A 16,543-nucleotide genomic window follows, 5' to 3' on the forward strand; every position below is an offset into this window, starting at 1 on the left:
GCGTGACAGACGCGCCGGCCTGAAAGGAAGTATGGCAGGAGCGTGACAGACGCGCCGGCCTGGGAGGAAGCAGGGATATGGGTATGACATGGACAGAGGAACAGAAAAAGGTCATAGACGTCAGAAATAAAAATGTGCTGGTGTCGGCGGCGGCCGGATCCGGCAAGACAGCGGTGCTTGTGGAGCGGATTCTTTCCCTTGTCTGCGGAGATATGGAGGGAGAGGAGCCGGTGGATGTGGACCGCCTTCTCGTAGTGACGTTTACAAAGGCTGCGGCGGCTGAGATGCGGGAGCGCGTGGGCCTGGCGCTGGAGCGGAGGTTGGAAGCCGATCCGGAGAATGAACACCTGCAGAAGCAGCAGACACTGATTCACAATGCGCAGATTACGACGATCGACAGTTTCTGCCAGTATGTGATCCGCAACTATTTTCACCAGATTGACCTGGATCCGTCCTTCCGCATCGGTGATGAGGGAGAGCTGAAGCTTCTGAAAATAGATGTGGTGCGGGAGCTCCTGGAGGATCACTATGCGGAGGAGGATCCGGAAGAGCTCGCCCGTTTTACAGGATTTGTAGAGGCTTATGCGACAGGAAAGAATGATACAGGGCTGGAGGCTCTGATTCTGCAGCTTTACGAGGCTGCTGTCAGCTATCCCTATCCGAAGCGCTGGCTTTCTCAGTGTATGGACGCTTACCGGGATGTGAGTCCGGAAGGCCTGGAAAAAAGCAGGTGGATGGGTTTTCTGCTTTCAGTGGCGGGACAGACCTTTTCCGATTTGACAGAAGGACTTCGGGATATGCTGGAATTCTGCCAGACGCCAGGCGGGCCCTATATGTATTGTGACGCGCTCTCCTCTGATCTGGAGCAGGCGGAGGCGCTTTCGGCCTGCCGCAGCTATGAGGAGATACGGGAGGGGCTTTCGGCCCTAACTTTCGCACGCCTGTCTCCGAAGAAGGACGAAAGCGTGGAGGAAGAGAAGAAAAATCAGGTCAAGGCCTTCCGGGAGGGCATGAAAAAGAGCCTGAAGGATCTGAAGGAGAAATATTTTTCCCTTCCTCTCGGGGCGGCTTCTGCGGTGCTTGAGAAAGCTGCCCCGGCTGCGGAGGAGCTGCTGCGCCTGACTGCAGAATTTGCAGACCGCTATCAGGAGAAAAAGTGCCTGAAAAATCTGGCTGATTTTCCGGATCTGGAGCATCTGGCGCTGGAGATTCTGGTAAAGGATGTGCAGGAGGAGGCCCCGGATGATTCCGATGGCGGGGATATGCGTGCGGCTCACGCCGGCCGCCCGGAGCTTAAGCTCACTGTGACAGATGCGGCCCGGGAGCTGGCGGGCCGCTATGTGCAGATCATGATCGACGAGTACCAGGACAGCAATCTGATTCAGGAGATTATCTTAAACAGCGTGGCCCGGGGCCAGGGTGTGCCCAATGTCTTTATGGTAGGGGATGTAAAGCAGAGCATCTACCGCTTCCGCCTGGCCCGGCCGGAGCTTTTTATGGAAAAATACCACACCTACCCTCAGACGGAGGAGGCTTCGGAGATTCGGATCGATCTTCACAGGAATTTCCGGAGCCGCCGGGAGGTGCTGGACGGGACAAACAGTGTGTTTGCGAGGCTTATGACAGAGGCCGTAGGCGGAATCCGGTATGACAGCGCTGCCGCTCTGTATCTGGGCGCAGATATGCCGGAGCCGGAGGCTGAGGGAGATGAGGAGGCGGAAGCAGGGCGCCGGGCGGAGACGCCTGCGCCGGCCTGCGCTGCAGGCGCTTCTTCGGCTTCTGCAGATCGCGGCGTCAATACGCCGGAGCTGATCCTCCTGGATCTGGACGCTCCCGATCCGGATGGGGAAGAAAAGGAACAGGAAATGACAAACCGGGAGCTGGAGGCCCATGCAGCGGCAGACTGTATCCGGCGGCTGACAGAGCAGGGAAGGGTCTGGGACCGGAACGCGGGCGCGTTCCGGCCTGTGCGGTACGGCGACATCGTGATTCTGCTGCGCAGCCTTGCGGGCTGGGGGGATACCTATGCCCGGGTGCTGACGGCGGAGGGAATTCCGGCGCATACGGAGTCGAGAACGGGGTATTTTACGACGATAGAGATCCAGACCCTGCTGAATCTTCTGCGGATTGTGGACAACCCGAGGCAGGACATTCCGCTGGCGGCAGTGCTGAAATCCATGATTGGAGGATTTTCGGATGTGGATCTGGCACGGGTTCGGAGCGCATATCCGGAGAAGAGCTTTTATGAGTGCTGTATGCATTACGGCGGGGAGGGAGAGGATCCGGGCTTGAGGGAGCGCCTGGGGAGCTTCTGGAGGCGCCTCCGGGAATACCGGAAGCGCGCAGAGTTCCTGGCGATCCATGAGCTGATAGAGGATCTTCTCGAGGATACCGGATACGGGGACTACCTGGCCGCCCAGCCGGGCGGCCGCCAGCGCCAGGCCAATGTGCGGATGCTGATAGAGCGGGCGCTGGCCTTTGAGAAGACCAGCTACCGGGGGCTGTTTCATTTTGTGCGCTATATCGAGCAGCTTCAGAGCTATAACGAGGATTTCGGGGAAGCGGGCATACTTGGAGAAAACGAGGATGCAGTCCGCATTATGACGATTCACAAGAGCAAGGGGCTGGAATTCCCTGTCGTGATCGTGGCGGGGCTTGGAAAAAGCTTCAACCGGCAGGATACGAGAAGCCGGGTGGTAATTCATCCGGATCTTGGCGTCGGTGTGGACTGGGTAGATGCCGGGAAAAGGACAAAGACGGCTACCCTGCCCAAGCGGGTGATGCAGAAGGCGCTGGATCTGGAAATGCTGGGCGAGGAGCTGCGGGTTCTCTATGTGGCCTTTACCAGGGCGAAGGAAAAGCTGATCCTGCTGGGAAGTGCGGCAGGACTTGAGCAGAAGCTGCAGAAATTTCAGGGGGAGGGAAAGAGAAAGACCCTTTCCTTCCGGGCCCTTTCCTCAGCGGGAACCTATCTGGACTGGGTTCTCCCTTCAGCGGCTGTGCCGGAGGATTCCCCCTTTGCAGTGGCCAGGGTGGCGCCGGGAGAGCAGGCAGAGGAGGCTGTAGGCCGCCAGATCCTCCGGGAAGAGGAAAAGGAGATCTTTTTCCATCCTGAGGAGCTTCCAGGGGAGGATCCGGATTACGCCAAAGCCCTGGGGGAACGGCTGTCTTATGCCTATCCCTATCAGGAGGACGTCTCGCTGCGGGGAAAGCTCAGCGTGTCAGAGCTGAAAAGGGCAGGCCAGACAGAGGAGGAGGACGAGGATACGCTCCTCTATCCGGAGGAGGAAATCGTGCCTTATATTCCGCGCTTTATGCAGGAGACGGAGCCGGTCAGCGGAGCTGCCAGAGGAACGGCTTACCACCGGGCTCTGGAGTGCCTGGATTTCACCAGACTCTATCATTCCGAACGTGTGAAGGAGGAATTGGCCCGCCTGGTGGAAGAGGGCAGGATGACAAAGGAACAGGCAGAGGCGGTAAAGCCCTACGATCTCTATGCGTTTGCGCAGTCGTCTCTTGCGAAGCGCATGACGGCGGCCCGGGCGGAGCAGGCCTTTTATACGGAGCAGCCCTTTGTGATCCGCATGCCTGCCAGCGAGCTGGAGCTGGGGCTTACAAGCGAAGAGCCCATTCTCATTCAGGGAATTATCGACGCCTTTTTCTATGAGAAAAATGAAAAGGGCGAGGAGGAGATCGTCGTCGTGGATTACAAGACAGATTATGTGAAAAACGGCGGAGAGCTTCTGGAAAAATACCGAAAGCAGCTGGATTACTATGAGCTGGCACTGGAGCGCCTGACAGGAAAACGGGTCAAGGAAAAGGTGATTTATTCCTTCTGCCTGCGGTGTGAGGTTCCGGTGGAAAAGCGGCAGGAGCCGGAAAAGAGACAGGAAAGAGAAAACACAGAGAGAAAAGAAGCTGAAGAGTAATGGAGCTTGTGATTGACGGAATTCCGGTGGAGGTAAGCCGGAAGAAAATTAAAAATATGTATCTTTACGTGAAGCCGCCGGAGGGACGGGTGTCGGTGTCGGCACCCTTACGGATGCCCGGTTCGGAGATAGCGCGATTTGTACGGCAAAAGCGGAGCTGGATAGAACGGCGGCAGCAGGCGTACAGGCGGCAGTATGCAGAGCAGGATTTGGGAGAAAACGGAGTGCGGCCCCTGGACGAACGGGATCGGGCATTCCTGCGGGAGGAAATCTCGCGCCTCCTTCCCAAATGGGAGGAGAGGACAGGACTTCACTGCTCGAGCTTTCAGATTCGGGACATGAAAACGCGCTGGGGAACCTGCAATACCCGGACCGGAAAGCTGTGGTTTGCCCTGATGCTGGCCCGTCAGCCTCAGGAATGTGTGGAGTACGTGATTCTCCATGAGCTGGCCCATCTCTATGAGCCCAGCCATAACGCCAGATTTAAGGCGTTTCTGGATGTACATATGCCGGAGTGGAGAGAAATCCGGAGACGGATGAGAGGATAGGCAGACGATAGGTAGATGACAGGGTAGACGATAGGCAGATGATAGGGCAGACGATAGGACATGGGGCAGCATAACTGAAAAACCGCAAGAAATATGAAAACAGCAGTTTTCAATTCTGCTATGCTGGACGCAGGAAGGAGGAAAGGCCATGGGCAGTGCGGAAAGCCGAAGGCTTAAAAACGCACAGGCAGCCGTTGATTTCATAGAGAAGCATCTGGATGGCAGTCTCAGCCTGGACAGAACAGCGGCTGCCGTCCACTACTCCAAATATCATCTGCACCGGATATTTGCGGATACCACAGGGATGACGATTCATGATTATACGCTGAGAAGACAGCTTACGGAGGGAGCCAGACGGCTGGTCCGCACGGACCAGCCGGTTCTGGAGATAGCGCTCTCTTGCGGCTATGGGAGCCAGCAGGCCTTCACATCGGCTTTCCGGGAAATGTACAAGCTTCCCCCGGCACAGTACAGGGCGAGGAGAAAATTTTATCCTCTGCAGCTTCCGTTTTCGCTGGGGGAGGACGGGACCTCGGAAGAGCTTTCACCGGAAAATATCCGTCCCGCAGTGGAAGAGGATATTCCGGTCTGGCTGGAGCTTGTACGCCAGTCTGTGGATGGCTATCCCTGCCTGGACGAGGCAGATTATCTGCGGTGGCTGAAGTCTGCCATTTCCGGAAAACGGGCGCTGATTTTAAAGGCTGGAGATACGGCTGCCGGAGTTCTGGGATTCGGATTCTCCGGAGGGAGGGGTACGATTGAGTATCTGGGAATCCATCCCCGGTATCGGAAGCAGAAGGCTGCGGAGCTGCTGGTAAGAGAGCTGTCCGGAAAATATCTGCCCGGGAGGGAAATCAGTATGACGACTTACCGGAGCTGTGACAGGGCGGATACGGGATGGCGCGCTATTCTGAAGAAGCTTGGCTTTGAGGAAAGGGAGCTTCTGACGGAATTCGGCTATCCGACGCAGCACTTTGTGCTCCGGCCGGGCCCGGGAGGGGAATAAACCACAGGAGGAAACGGAAAGCATGCTCAGGAACGCAGACAGATTCAGAAGGGGGAGCAGATTCAAGCGGGGAAGAAGATTCAGGAGGATAGATAGAAAGCCAGATAAAGAGAGAAAGGAAGAGCAGAGCGAAAATTTTCTGGACGGCTGGAGGAGCAGGGCCGTCCTGTTTCTTGCCAGCCAGTGCATTACGCTTTTCGGGTCCACGCTGGTGCTGACGGTAGTTCAGACAGCGGTGACTACGCTTCTTCAGGAGCAGGCAGACAGAGCGGTGCAGGGCAGGATATTCGGAATGCAGAGCTCGATGTATGCGGGCTTTCTGCCTTTGGGGATGGTAGTGTTCGGGCCGCTGGCAGATGTGGTTTCCCTGCAGTGGATTATGATCGGGGCCGGAGGAGCGCTGGCAGTGCTGGCGGTGCTGACGGGCGGAAGCGGAGGAGCAGAGGAAGAAAAGTAAATAGAGAAAAGCAGATGAAAATAGGTAAAACCGGGATGTAATTTTATGGAAAAATCCTTTGCAGTATGCTACAATCAGAGCAGAAGGAGAGAAACGCCGTCTGGAAGAGGTCCGGCGCAATGGCGGAGTCATAGGCGGCAAAAGGACAAGAGCTGCAAAGGAGCCGTTTCCCTTTGAGGCTCTTAAGCAATTTCAGTATGAAAGGGATCAGTCGATTACGCATGTCCTGAAACAGATTCATGCCCCGCTGGAAGGCCGTGAGGTAAAGAAGATTTCCGCGCGGATGGTCACAGACTGGATGAAGGCCGCGGGCTATCTGACAATAGCCTACAGCGGGGAAGTCGGAAAGGAGACAACGATGCCTACGGAGAAGGGCAGGGAGCTGGGGATCTATACAGAGGTCAGAAGTGTGCCGGGAAATACGTATCTGGCTGTGATTTACAATCAGAATGCGCAGGAATTTATCGTGCGGAATCTGGAGAGAATCGTGAGCGGAGAGATGGAACAGCCAGAGCCTCTTTTGTATGGAAAATTTCCATACAGTATGCTACAATCAGTGCAGAAATGGACAAGACCATGACCATACACAGAAAGGCTTCCGCAGGGCTTTCAGCCCTGCGGAAGAGAGGATATCATGACACAGAAGCTTGATCTGAAAACCAAAATCCTGATGGGCGTCACGCTGTTTTCCATGTTCTTTGGAGCTGGAAATCTGATCTTTCCGCCTTATCTGGGGGCTCAGGCGGGAACTGCCGCCGTACCTGCGTTTGCAGGCTTTGCGCTGAGCGCGGTGGGGCTGCCGGTGCTGGGCGTGATCGCGGTCACTCTGTCTGGAGGACTGAATACGCTTGCGTCCAGGGTGCATCCGAAATTTGCGTTTGTCTATATCGCGGCGCTGTACCTGGCCATCGGTCCCTGTCTTGCGATTCCCAGGACGGCCAGTACATCCTTTTCCATGGCCGGACCTCCGTTTCTTCCGGAAGGCGTGCCGGAGCCGCTGGTGCAGCTGTTGTACACAGTGGTATTTTTTGTGGCGGCGTCTCTGGTGGCGATGCATCCGGAAAAGCTGACAGAATATCTGGGAAAGCGCTTGACTCCCGTGCTGCTGATTCTGATTGCCGCGCTTTTTGCGGCGGCTGTGATAAATCCGGCGGGACATCCGGCCCCGCCGGCAGAGGCCTATGCGCAGGCGGCGCCTGTGGAAGGCTTTCTGTATGGCTATCAGACGATGGATACGCTGGCTGCCCTGAATTTCGGAATGCTCGTGGCTCTCAATGTGCGGGAGCAGGGAATCCGGGAGGAGAAGGCGGTCACGAAGGAGACGGTTTTTGCCGGATGGATTGCGGGAGTCATGCTGCTCGTGATTTATGCTATGCTGGCTTTTACCGGCTATCTGTCTGGAACAGCTTTTCCGGGAGCCGTGGATGGAACGGAGGTGCTGATGCAGATGGCACAGTTCCTGTTCGGGAAGGCAGGAGCTGTGATACTGGCTGTGATCTTTGTGATTGCCTGCTTTAATACCTGTGTGAGCCTTTTGAGCTGCTGCGGAAAGTATTTCAACAGCTGCTTTCCCAAAATCAGCTACCGGGCCTGGGTTTTTGGCTTTGCAGCGGTGTCGCTCCTGCTTGCAAACGCGGGTTTGGAGACAATCCTGGAATTTTCTGTGCCGGTGCTGAACGCGATCTATCCCCTGGCAATTCTTTTGATTGTGCTGGCCTTTCTGCACAGAGCCATCGAACGTTTTCCGGCCGTATACCCCTGGGCGGCGCTTTTCTGCGGCGCGGGCAGCGTGCTGACAGTGCTTGAGCAGCAGGGACTGATGCCTTCGGGCGTCACGGAGCTGTTTCAGATGATTCCTGCTTACGAGGCTGGCTTTGGCTGGGTGGTGCCGACGATTTTCGGGGCATTGATTGGGGTTCTATGGAGCGTGATGCTCCGAAAGAAGAGCCGGCAGTGAGTCTTGCGTACTATCGGGCGGCTGAGGCAGGTATCCTCCGCCGTCTGAAAGAAAAAATAAAATAAGGAGTTTATAGATTATGCCTGTATTTGATTTCAACAGCACCCCGGAGGAGAGAAAGGAGCCGGTGTGTACCTATACCATGTTTCGTTCCAACGAGCCAGAGGCTTCCCCGGAGAAGCCAATCCTGATTCTGGACAACAGCGCGCGGGAGTGGAAGCATCATTCCTGCGGCGTCTTTGAGAATCCCAATAAGCGGACAGCCTTTGAATTCAAGGAGGAAGGCGGGACTGTGAGCGCAGATATCCTGCAGATCGACGCCCGTTTTGCAAGCCTTGTGAGATGGCTCGGCGAGCACCGTATCAGCGTGCGGCTTTCGGGGGAAAACAGGGCAGAGGGGTATGCGGTATACCGGATTCGTGAGACGGCCTTCGGCGGCGGGACAAAGCTGTCTGCCGAGGATGGATTTCTGCAGTTTATGATTGAGCGCCTGCTGGCAAGCAGCGCGCCGTCTGAGGCTCTGGAGGATGAGGATCAGATAGAAAACGGCGACGAAATGAAGCTGACGAGCCTTCAGAGCATCACAGATTTTATGACCTGCGCCGGAAGAACCCTGCCGGATAATATCCAGCTCTGGGCCCGCAGGAATCTGGCGGTGGCCCGTTCAGCGGAGGTCAGCCCGGAGGAGCGCCGGCACGCCCAGCGTGCCCTCTCGATCATGATGAATATTCAGTGGAAGCATAACTATTTTGAGGCGATTGATCCGGAAGAGGCAAGGAGGATTCTGGATGAAGAGCTTTACGGAATGGAGAAGGTGAAGCAGAGAATCATCGAGACGATTATCCAGATCAACCGGACCCACACGCTTCCCGCTTATGGCCTTCTGCTGGTGGGGCCTGCAGGAACCGGAAAATCCCAGATTGCCTACGCGGTAGCCCGGATCCTGAAGCTTCCCTGGACGACGCTGGACATGAGCTCCATCAACGACCCCGAGCAGCTGACCGGAAGCTCCCGCGTCTATGCCAATGCAAAGCCGGGAATTATTATGGAAGCGTTTTCTATCGCGGGAGAATCCAACCTTGTCTTTATTATCAACGAGCTGGACAAGGCAAACGCCGGAAAGGGCAATGGAAATCCCGCCGATGTGCTTTTGACGCTGCTGGATAATCTTGGATTTACAGATAATTATATGGAGTGTATGGTGCCTACCGTAGGTGTCTATCCGATTGCCACGGCTAATGACAAGAGCCAGATCAGCGCCCCGCTGATGTCACGCTTTGCGGTCATTGATATTCCGGATTATACGGCGGAGGAGAAAAAGGTGATTTTCTCAAAATATGCGCTGCCGAAGGTACTGAAGCGCATGAGCATGCGCCCGGAGGAATGTATTGTGACGGAGGAGGCGCTGGACGCAGTCATTGAGAAATATGCTGATACGACAGGAATCCGTGATCTGGAGCAGGCAGCGGAGCATATTGCGGCGAATGCTCTGTACCAGATCGAGGTGAATGGCGCAGGCGAGGTCGTTTTCACTGCGGAGATGGTGAGAGCACTGCTGGGATAAGACAGGAAAACCCGAAGGACGGAAAGGGACAGGGAGGGATCACAGAAGCGTATGGCGACGATTAAGGATGTGGCCCGGAGGGCCGGCGTGGGGATTGCCACGGTTTCCAGGATGCTCAACGGCACCGGCTATGTGTCGGCTGACGCGAGAAAACGGATTGAAGAGGCGATAGAGGCGCTGAATTATATTCCGAATGAGAGAGCCAGAAACCTTCCGAAAAAAAGGGCGGGGATCGTGGGCGTCATTATACCGGATCTTCAGATGCCTTTTTACGCTTCCTTTATCCGGCAGGTGGAGATTGATTTGCATGAGTACGGATATAAGACCATGGTGTGCAATACGGTGGAGATCAGCAGCCGGGAAAAGGAATATGTGGACATGCTGGAGCGGAGCGTGGTAGACGGAATTATCACAGGGGCGCTTTCCGTGGATGAGGAGGTCTACCAGCAGATAGACCGGCCTATCGTCAGCATGGATCACGATCTGGGGCCGGGCATTCCGCTGATTCATTCCGACCACGGAAAGGGAGGCCGCCTTGCGGCGGAGCGACTGTTGCGGCAGGGCTGCAGAAGCGCACTGCAGATCGGAGGACTTTTCCCGGCCAATACCCCCTCCAATGACAGATATCTGGAGTTTGAGAGGGTGATGACGGAGCAGGGAGTTCCTGTGAGGACGATCAGGCTGGAGTGGAACCGCACCGATTACGCCTATTACAGAGAGATATTTGAGCGCCACAGAGAAGAGATTGCCGGGGCGAACGGAGTCTTTGCCTCGGATATGGGAGCGCTGGCGCTCTGCCATTTCGCTTCCGGGCAGGAAATCCGTGTGCCGGAGGACATGAAAATCATCGCCTATGACGGGACGGATATGACGAGGCTTCCCTGTCCGGTGCTTACCGCTGTCTGCCAGGATATTCCGCTGCTGGCCGGAAAATGTGTCGATACGATTATGAAGCTGATTCGGGGAGAAGAAGGGATCGAATACCGGCAGATCACCGATGTGTTTATTCAGGAGGGCGGAACAGGCTGAGGCTGGAACGAACGGGGCGGATCTGGAACGGCCGGGGCCGGAACGTGCCGGGACCTGCAGCAGCTGAGAGGACCGGGAAACGGGCAAAGCATACAAAACTGGCAAAAGAGACAAAGACAGGAATGATTCTTGATATATGAAAGCGTTTCCATTGTGCAATTAGCTGATATGGAAACGCTTTTATAATGCAAAATTATCACATATATAGAAAATCATACGAAACAGAGTTGACATGGTTGGGGAAAATGCACATAATAGAGGTATGAAGCATACGAAAAAGAAGCCTGGAAGGATAGGAAGGCTTTCGGGCGTATTTTATCAGAAAAGGAGAGGAATATGAAAGAAACAAGGTGGGCGGTAGCCGGAACAGGCTATATTGCCAATGAATTCGCCAAAGGCATGCAGGAAGCGGAGGGCGCTGTGCTGGCGGCGGTCGTCTCCCGGAAACAGGAAAGCGGTGAGGCGTATGCACAGAAATACGGCTCCGGACAGACAAGGGTCTATACGGATTATCAGGAGATGCTTGACAAGGAGCCTGTGGATATCGTATATGTCGCAATCCCGAATGACTGCCATTACGAGTATATTATGAAGGCTCTTGAAAAGGGAATTCCCGTCTTAAGCGAGAAGCCGATGGTGGACAATCTGAGCCAGCTGAAGGCCGTGCGCAGGGCAGCGGAAGAAAAGAAGCTGTTTTTGATGGAAGGCATGTGGACACGGTGCTTTCCGGCAGTGAGAAAGGCCAGGGAATGGATGGAGGAGGGACGCATCGGAAAGCCTCTGGCTGTCCGCTCCTTCTTCGACATCGCTCCGGATAAGAACGACTGGCAGCCCTGGAAGGGCGGCATCGCCCATGCGGGCGGGGCGCTCAGGGATGTAGGCATCTATGCGCTGGCGATGGCGTATATGGCGTTCCCGGAGGGACCACAGAAGGTACATACCGTCATGAAGTCAAATGGGGAGGTGGATGAGAGCTTCCACATGCTTCTGGAATATGGGGACGGCAAAGCGGCATTCTTAAGCGGGGCCTTTAACCAGATCAGCTCCCATGTGACAGAGATCACCGGCGAAAAGGGCCGGATTCTCATAGGACCTGAGTTCTGGCATCCGGAAGAGGCTCTTCTGTTGGACGGCGATCAGATAGTGGAGAAATTTGAGGACAACTATCCGGCCACAGGCTTTCAGTATGAGATTCTGGAAGCACAGAGATGCCTGCAGAACAAGGAGACAGAAAGCCCTTGCTTCACAGCGGAGGAGACCTGGAGGATCGCAGAGCTGATCGAAAAGACACGTAAGGAGTGGGGAATTATTTATCAGGCAGACAAGGAGGAGGAATAAGCATGAAGGGTGAAATTAAGCAGATCTGTATTCTGGTGGACGATCTGGAGACAGCAATGAAAAATTACTGGGAGAAATTTGGCATCGGACCCTGGGACGTACGCCATTTTACCCCGGAGACCGTCAGGGATTTCTATGTGAGGGGACAGAAGGTCACGGAGGATTTTGACTTTATCTGCGCCGTCACCTGGGAAGGGGATATCGAGTACGAGCTGATCCAGCCCGTCAAGGGACCGAACATCTACTGGGAGCATCTGGAGCGTTTCGGAAGCGGCCTGCATCATTTCAAGATCGTGATCCGGGACGACGACGAGCTGGCGGCTTATGTGAAGGAGCTGGAGGCGAAGGGCCTCACCGTAACTCAGACCGGCTGGATCGACAATGACGTGCACTATTACGTGGATTCCTATGACAAGCTGGGCCTGGTTCTGGAGCTGGGCAACGGCGGAAGGATCGGCGAGGCAGAGGAGGTGTACCCCTCCAGAGACGCTGTGCGTCCGGTGGAGCATCAGCAGAACATCCGGCAGATTGCCCTTGTGGTGGATGATGTGGAAAAATACATGAACAATTTCGCTTACTATCTGGGAATCAACGACTGGGATGTGCGCCATTTCACGCCTCAGAGAGTGCGGAACTACTGTGTGGACGGAAAGCCTGTCACGGAGGATTTTGATTTTATCTGCGCGGTCAAATGGGCCGGAGACATGGAGCTGGAGCTGATTCAGCCCATCAAGGGGCCGAACGTATATCAGGCATTCCTGGAGAAGCACGGCCCGGGACTTCATCATGTGAAGGACGTATGCCCGGATGAGGAGATCCTGAAGCAGTTTGAGCGTCTGAAGGGCGACGGCATGCGGATCACCCAGACCGGCTGGATCGACGGCGACAGCCACTACTATATGAATACCGAGGAGCTTCTGAAGATGACGCTGGAGTTCGGCAACGGCGGAAGGATCGATCCTGCGGAGCAGGTCTTCCACGGCGGAGAGAAGCCGGTTGAGTAAATAGTAAATAAAGCAAATAAAAAAGAACCGGCATATGGATATCAGCCTTTCTGATACCCGTATGCCGGTTTTTCAGGTTCCTTATTCTGTTCTCAAAGCTGTGACAGGATCGCTCTTTGCGGCCTTCCTGGAAGGAATCAGGCCTCCCAGCAGCGTCAGCAGCACGCTTAAGGCGATCAGGATCACTGCGCCGCCCACGGGCAGATAGGCGTTGATATCCTGGGAGCCCGCCAGGTGGTGGATCAGGGCGTTGCCCGGGATCAGGATCAGCAGCGTCAGGCCGATGCCGATGAGGCCAGCCGTCAGGCCGATGATAAAGGTCTCGGCGTTGAATACCTGGGAAATATTTCCTTTGGACGCGCCGATGGCCCGGAGAATTCCGATCTCCTTCTTCCGCTCCAGCACGCTGATATAGGTGATAACGCCGATCATGATGGAGGATACCACCAGCGAGATCGCCACAAAGGCGATCAACACATAGCTGATGACATCGATGATATCCGTCACAGAAGACATCAGGGTGCCTACCATATCAGTGTAGGTAATGACCTGATCCTCCTTCCCCTCCGCCTCCATGCGGCTGTTGTAGCCGCTTAAAAGGTCTGTGACATGCTCCTTGCTCTCGAAATCCAGCGGATAGATGCTGATGGAGCTCGGATTGTCGAAATCCACGTAATCCAGGGAGCTCAGGTTGCTTTCATAGGTGGCGCCCTGGGCGGAGCTCATGGAGCGCAGCAGCTCCGCCAGCTCATCCGCGTTCATATTCATGGAAAATGCATTTGCAAAGTCGTCCGGATCGATCTGGAAGGCGTCGGCCAGGTTTTCTCCGAGCTGGTTTATCATTTCTTCCATGGCAGACTGGATATTGTCTGCGATCTGCTGCATCACCTGTTCCATCACGGAAGCCATGCCGTCCTTCAGCGCGTCTCCCATGGAGCTGGAGAAGGATCCCATAAGCTCTGTCATGTAGCTTTGCATGGAGCCGGCCAGCTGTTCCTGAAGGCCGGAGGCGTCTACCATGGAGGCGACGCCCTGGGAGAGCACGGCCTGAGCCTTCTCAGTATTCATGTAATCAGCGAAATATTCTCCCATCTTCGATGGGTCTGCCAGCTGGTGCTCGGCAGCGTAGGCCTGATAGCCCGCCCCCAGGTCGGCGGCCAGCTTTTCCAGCTGCTCCGGAGTGACGGTGAAATCACCGGCAGTCGGGAAAGCAGCGTTAACCCATTCGGTGATGATGGCCTGGGCTTCGGGTGTCTGCAGGTATTCCTGGAATAAAGCCTGCATATCAGGATCTGTGATATCCGGGGCGCCGGGGATGCCTGGATACTGATTTGCCAGATAATCTGAAAATCCGAGCATAAGGCTGTTTATCAGTATCCCTATCTGCTCGCTGTCCGGGGCGGTGATCCCATTGGCATCCAGAATCGCCTGCAGGTTGTCATTCAGAATCTGCATTCCCTCATCTGTCTGCAGGAAAGCCAGAAAATGATCACCGAGATCCGAATAGTCGGCAGCCGGGTTCGAAGCGGCATATTCCTGATATCCCTCCACAAGCCCGCTTACCAGAGCGTTTACGGCTTCCTCGGATACATGGAAATCGATGCTTCCTATCAGGTCAGCTATATTGAGCTGTGGAAACGCCGGCAGATCCAGCTGCAGGTCGTCAGGATTGATCATGCCGGAGAGATCTACCTCTCCCATGTCGATATCGTCCATATTCATATCCCCCATATCCGACATGTCGAGGGAGTCGGTGAGGCCGTCCGTCAGATTACTTTCGTCGAAGGAAAACATCTCCTCCAGCGCCTCCTCATCGATACTGAAGAGGGATTCCATATCGAAATCACTTTCGCCGCTTTCCTCGCCAAAGGGCTCGTTGGTAAATACGTTCGTGTGGGGATCCGCCAGCTGCTTCTGCATGATCTCGCTCTCGGCAGCCACTTCAGCCACATGCTGTGTCAGGGAGGCCGGGTAGGCGATGCCGGTCTGCAGAAGCAGGCCGCTGGCGTCCGCTGCTGGCTGCACGATGCCGACGACAGTAATGTCCTCGCCGTTTTCCACCAGGCTGCGCATATAGGCGTCATCATCTGTTTTGTCCCTCCAGACGTCATATTCGCTGTCATATTCATAATAATCGGCGCTGTTGACCAGCTTGAAGGTGATTCCCAAAATATCGTCATAATCGTAAGTCCCGATATCGTCAGGGGTGGTCACATTTTCTTCGTTGATGAACTGCTCTATCATGTCATCCAGCTCTACAGAATCCCGCAGCCCCATCGTGTACAGCATAAAATCGCTGATGCTTCCGCCAGAGGTCAGGACAAGCACGCATTCATTGTAATTTTCAGGCCAGCGTCCGGCCTTTACTTCGTACTGGTCTATATAGAGCTCCTCATTGTCCGGCATTTCGTAAAAGACGTCTGTCCCCATCATAGAGGACATCATGCTGCTGGAGCTCATGGAAGAACCAAGGCCCAGGGCGGCGAAGGAATTATCCGGATTGACCTGGCGGATGCCGTCGCCCTCCAGGCGGTAAATCTGAGGCATAACGTCATAGGAATATTCCACGGCGCTGCTATACTGCTCGATGCCGCTCTCGCCGCTGTCCAGCCAGCCCTTCAGAGACGCCAGGTCGTTGGAATCCATGGTGGAAAACATCTCCGTCACCATTTTGATGACGTTGACTTCACCTGCTTCTGTGCGGCTTCCACCGGTGTCTTCCGTGAGCATGGAAGAAAAATCAAAGCCAGTGCTCTGAATTTCAAGGGGATATTCAGAAAGTGTTTCACGCTCTACGTCCTTGATGTAGGCATTTACGCCGCTGGAGAGAGAAAGAATCAGGGCGATGCCGATGATGCCGATGGAGCCTGCGAAGGAGGTCAGGATGGTTCTGGCCTTTTTCGTTTTCAGGTTATTAAAGCTCAGGGACAGGGCAGTCAGAGGAGACATGGAGGACTTTCCCATGTTTTTATGCACCGCCTGCTCTGCGCCGGTCCCTTCCGGCTCATAGGGATCGGAATCCGAACGGATCCTGCCGTCTCTTAAGTTTACGATGCGGGTCGCATACTGCTCAGCCAGCTCCGGATTGTGGGTAACCATCACCACAAGGCGGTCCTTCGCCACCTCCTGGAGCAGATCCATGACCTGCACGCTGGTAGCGCTGTCCAGGGCCCCCGTGGGCTCGTCAGCCAGCAGGATATCCGGGTCGTTCACCAGTGCGCGGGCGATAGCCACACGCTGCATCTGACCGCCGGACATCTGGCTGGGCTTTTTATGGAGCTGATTTCCCAGGCCCACCTGCTCCAGGGCCTTTACGGCGCGTTCGCGCCGCTCGGCCTTTCCGATTCCGGAGATAGTGAGAGCCAGCTCGACATTTGACAGAACCGTCTGGTGAGGGATCAGGTTATAGCTCTGAAATACGAAGCCGATCGTGTGATTCCGGTAGGAATCCCAGTCCCGGTCCTTATATTTTTTCGTGGAAATGCCGTTGATAACCAGATCGCCGGAATCATAACGATCCAGGCCTCCGATGATATTCAAAAGCGTCGTCTTTCCGGAGCCGCTGGGCCCCAGGATGGCGACAAACTCATTATCCCGGAGATTTAAGGATACGTGGTCCAGAGCCTTCTGAACCAGTCCTCCGGTCCGGTATTCCTTGCAGACATCTATGATTTGAAGCATGGATAAGTCTCCTTTTTATTCTGTGATTGG

General features: G+C 55.1%; 11 protein-coding genes. 10 read left to right on the forward strand and 1 reads right to left on the reverse strand.

All coding sequences use genetic code 11. The features are described from left to right. Window positions 1–77: 77 nt before the first annotated feature. The 10 genes from B5E77_RS01475 (at window position 78) to B5E77_RS01520 (ending at window position 12,832) form a co-directional block, all read left to right on the forward strand. Window positions 78–3,929, forward strand: coding sequence for a UvrD-helicase domain-containing protein (locus tag B5E77_RS01475; protein ID WP_087163606.1), 3,852 nt, complete (start codon window positions 78–80; stop codon window positions 3,927–3,929). After that, the gene (locus B5E77_RS01480; RefSeq protein ID WP_087163607.1) at window positions 3,929–4,477 is read left to right on the forward strand and encodes a M48 family metallopeptidase; all 549 of its coding nucleotides are present in this window, start codon (window positions 3,929–3,931) and stop codon (window positions 4,475–4,477) included. The genes B5E77_RS01475 and B5E77_RS01480 overlap by 1 nt, the downstream gene beginning before the upstream one ends. A gap of 148 nt (window positions 4,478–4,625) precedes the next feature. Next, on the forward strand, window positions 4,626–5,483 hold the full coding sequence (locus tag B5E77_RS01485) for a GNAT family N-acetyltransferase (RefSeq protein ID WP_087163608.1): 858 nt from the start codon (window positions 4,626–4,628) through the stop codon (window positions 5,481–5,483). Between the two features lie 22 nt (window positions 5,484–5,505). Further along, complete coding sequence (locus tag B5E77_RS01490) at window positions 5,506–5,940, forward strand: hypothetical protein (protein WP_087163609.1); 435 nt, start codon at window positions 5,506–5,508, stop codon at window positions 5,938–5,940. 58 nt (window positions 5,941–5,998) lie between these two features. Continuing rightward, window positions 5,999–6,520, forward strand: a complete 522-nt coding sequence (locus tag B5E77_RS01495; RefSeq protein WP_087163610.1) for a hypothetical protein — start codon at window positions 5,999–6,001, stop codon at window positions 6,518–6,520. A gap of 54 nt (window positions 6,521–6,574) precedes the next feature. Further along, the gene (gene brnQ / locus B5E77_RS01500) at window positions 6,575–7,897 is read left to right on the forward strand and encodes a branched-chain amino acid transport system II carrier protein (RefSeq protein ID WP_087163611.1); all 1,323 of its coding nucleotides are present in this window, start codon (window positions 6,575–6,577) and stop codon (window positions 7,895–7,897) included. A gap of 79 nt (window positions 7,898–7,976) precedes the next feature. Beyond that, entirely contained in the window at window positions 7,977–9,461 is a 1,485-nt protein-coding gene (locus tag B5E77_RS01505) for an AAA family ATPase (protein ID WP_087163612.1), read from the forward strand. Between the two features lie 51 nt (window positions 9,462–9,512). Further along, window positions 9,513–10,490, forward strand: a complete 978-nt coding sequence (locus B5E77_RS01510; protein ID WP_087163613.1) for a LacI family DNA-binding transcriptional regulator — start codon at window positions 9,513–9,515, stop codon at window positions 10,488–10,490. A gap of 336 nt (window positions 10,491–10,826) precedes the next feature. Beyond that, entirely contained in the window at window positions 10,827–11,828 is a 1,002-nt protein-coding gene (locus tag B5E77_RS01515; protein ID WP_087163614.1) for a Gfo/Idh/MocA family protein, read from the forward strand. Between the two features lie 2 nt (window positions 11,829–11,830). Further along, a complete protein-coding gene (locus B5E77_RS01520; protein WP_087163615.1) occupies window positions 11,831–12,832 on the forward strand; it encodes a VOC family protein in 1,002 nt (333 codons plus the stop codon). Between the two features lie 81 nt (window positions 12,833–12,913). On the opposite strand, the gene B5E77_RS01525 is transcribed toward B5E77_RS01520, so the two are convergent. Then, window positions 12,914–16,513 carry an ABC transporter ATP-binding protein/permease gene (locus B5E77_RS01525; RefSeq protein ID WP_087163616.1) on the reverse strand — a complete coding sequence of 1,200 codons (3,600 nt, stop codon included), beginning with the start codon at window positions 16,511–16,513 and terminating at the stop codon, window positions 12,914–12,916. Window positions 16,514–16,543 lie beyond the last annotated feature (30 nt).

This window comes from Lachnoclostridium sp. An131, from assembly GCF_002160825.1.
Lineage (GTDB): Bacteria > Bacillota > Clostridia > Lachnospirales > Lachnospiraceae > Laedolimicola.

Coding starts and splice junctions, on each gene's coding strand:
- B5E77_RS01525 (WP_087163616.1), bottom strand. CDS start 16,513: ATGCTTCAAATCATAGATGTCTGCAAGGAATACCGGACCGGAGGACTG.
- B5E77_RS01515 (WP_087163614.1), top strand. CDS start 10,827: ATGAAAGAAACAAGGTGGGCGGTAGCCGGAACAGGCTATATTGCCAAT.
- B5E77_RS01480 (WP_087163607.1), top strand. CDS start 3,929: ATGGAGCTTGTGATTGACGGAATTCCGGTGGAGGTAAGCCGGAAGAAA.
- B5E77_RS01510 (WP_087163613.1), top strand. CDS start 9,513: ATGGCGACGATTAAGGATGTGGCCCGGAGGGCCGGCGTGGGGATTGCC.
- B5E77_RS01485 (WP_087163608.1), top strand. CDS start 4,626: ATGGGCAGTGCGGAAAGCCGAAGGCTTAAAAACGCACAGGCAGCCGTT.
- brnQ (WP_087163611.1), top strand. CDS start 6,575: ATGACACAGAAGCTTGATCTGAAAACCAAAATCCTGATGGGCGTCACG.
- B5E77_RS01475 (WP_087163606.1), top strand. CDS start 78: ATGGGTATGACATGGACAGAGGAACAGAAAAAGGTCATAGACGTCAGA.
- B5E77_RS01490 (WP_087163609.1), top strand. CDS start 5,506: ATGCTCAGGAACGCAGACAGATTCAGAAGGGGGAGCAGATTCAAGCGG.
- B5E77_RS01520 (WP_087163615.1), top strand. CDS start 11,831: ATGAAGGGTGAAATTAAGCAGATCTGTATTCTGGTGGACGATCTGGAG.
- B5E77_RS01505 (WP_087163612.1), top strand. CDS start 7,977: ATGCCTGTATTTGATTTCAACAGCACCCCGGAGGAGAGAAAGGAGCCG.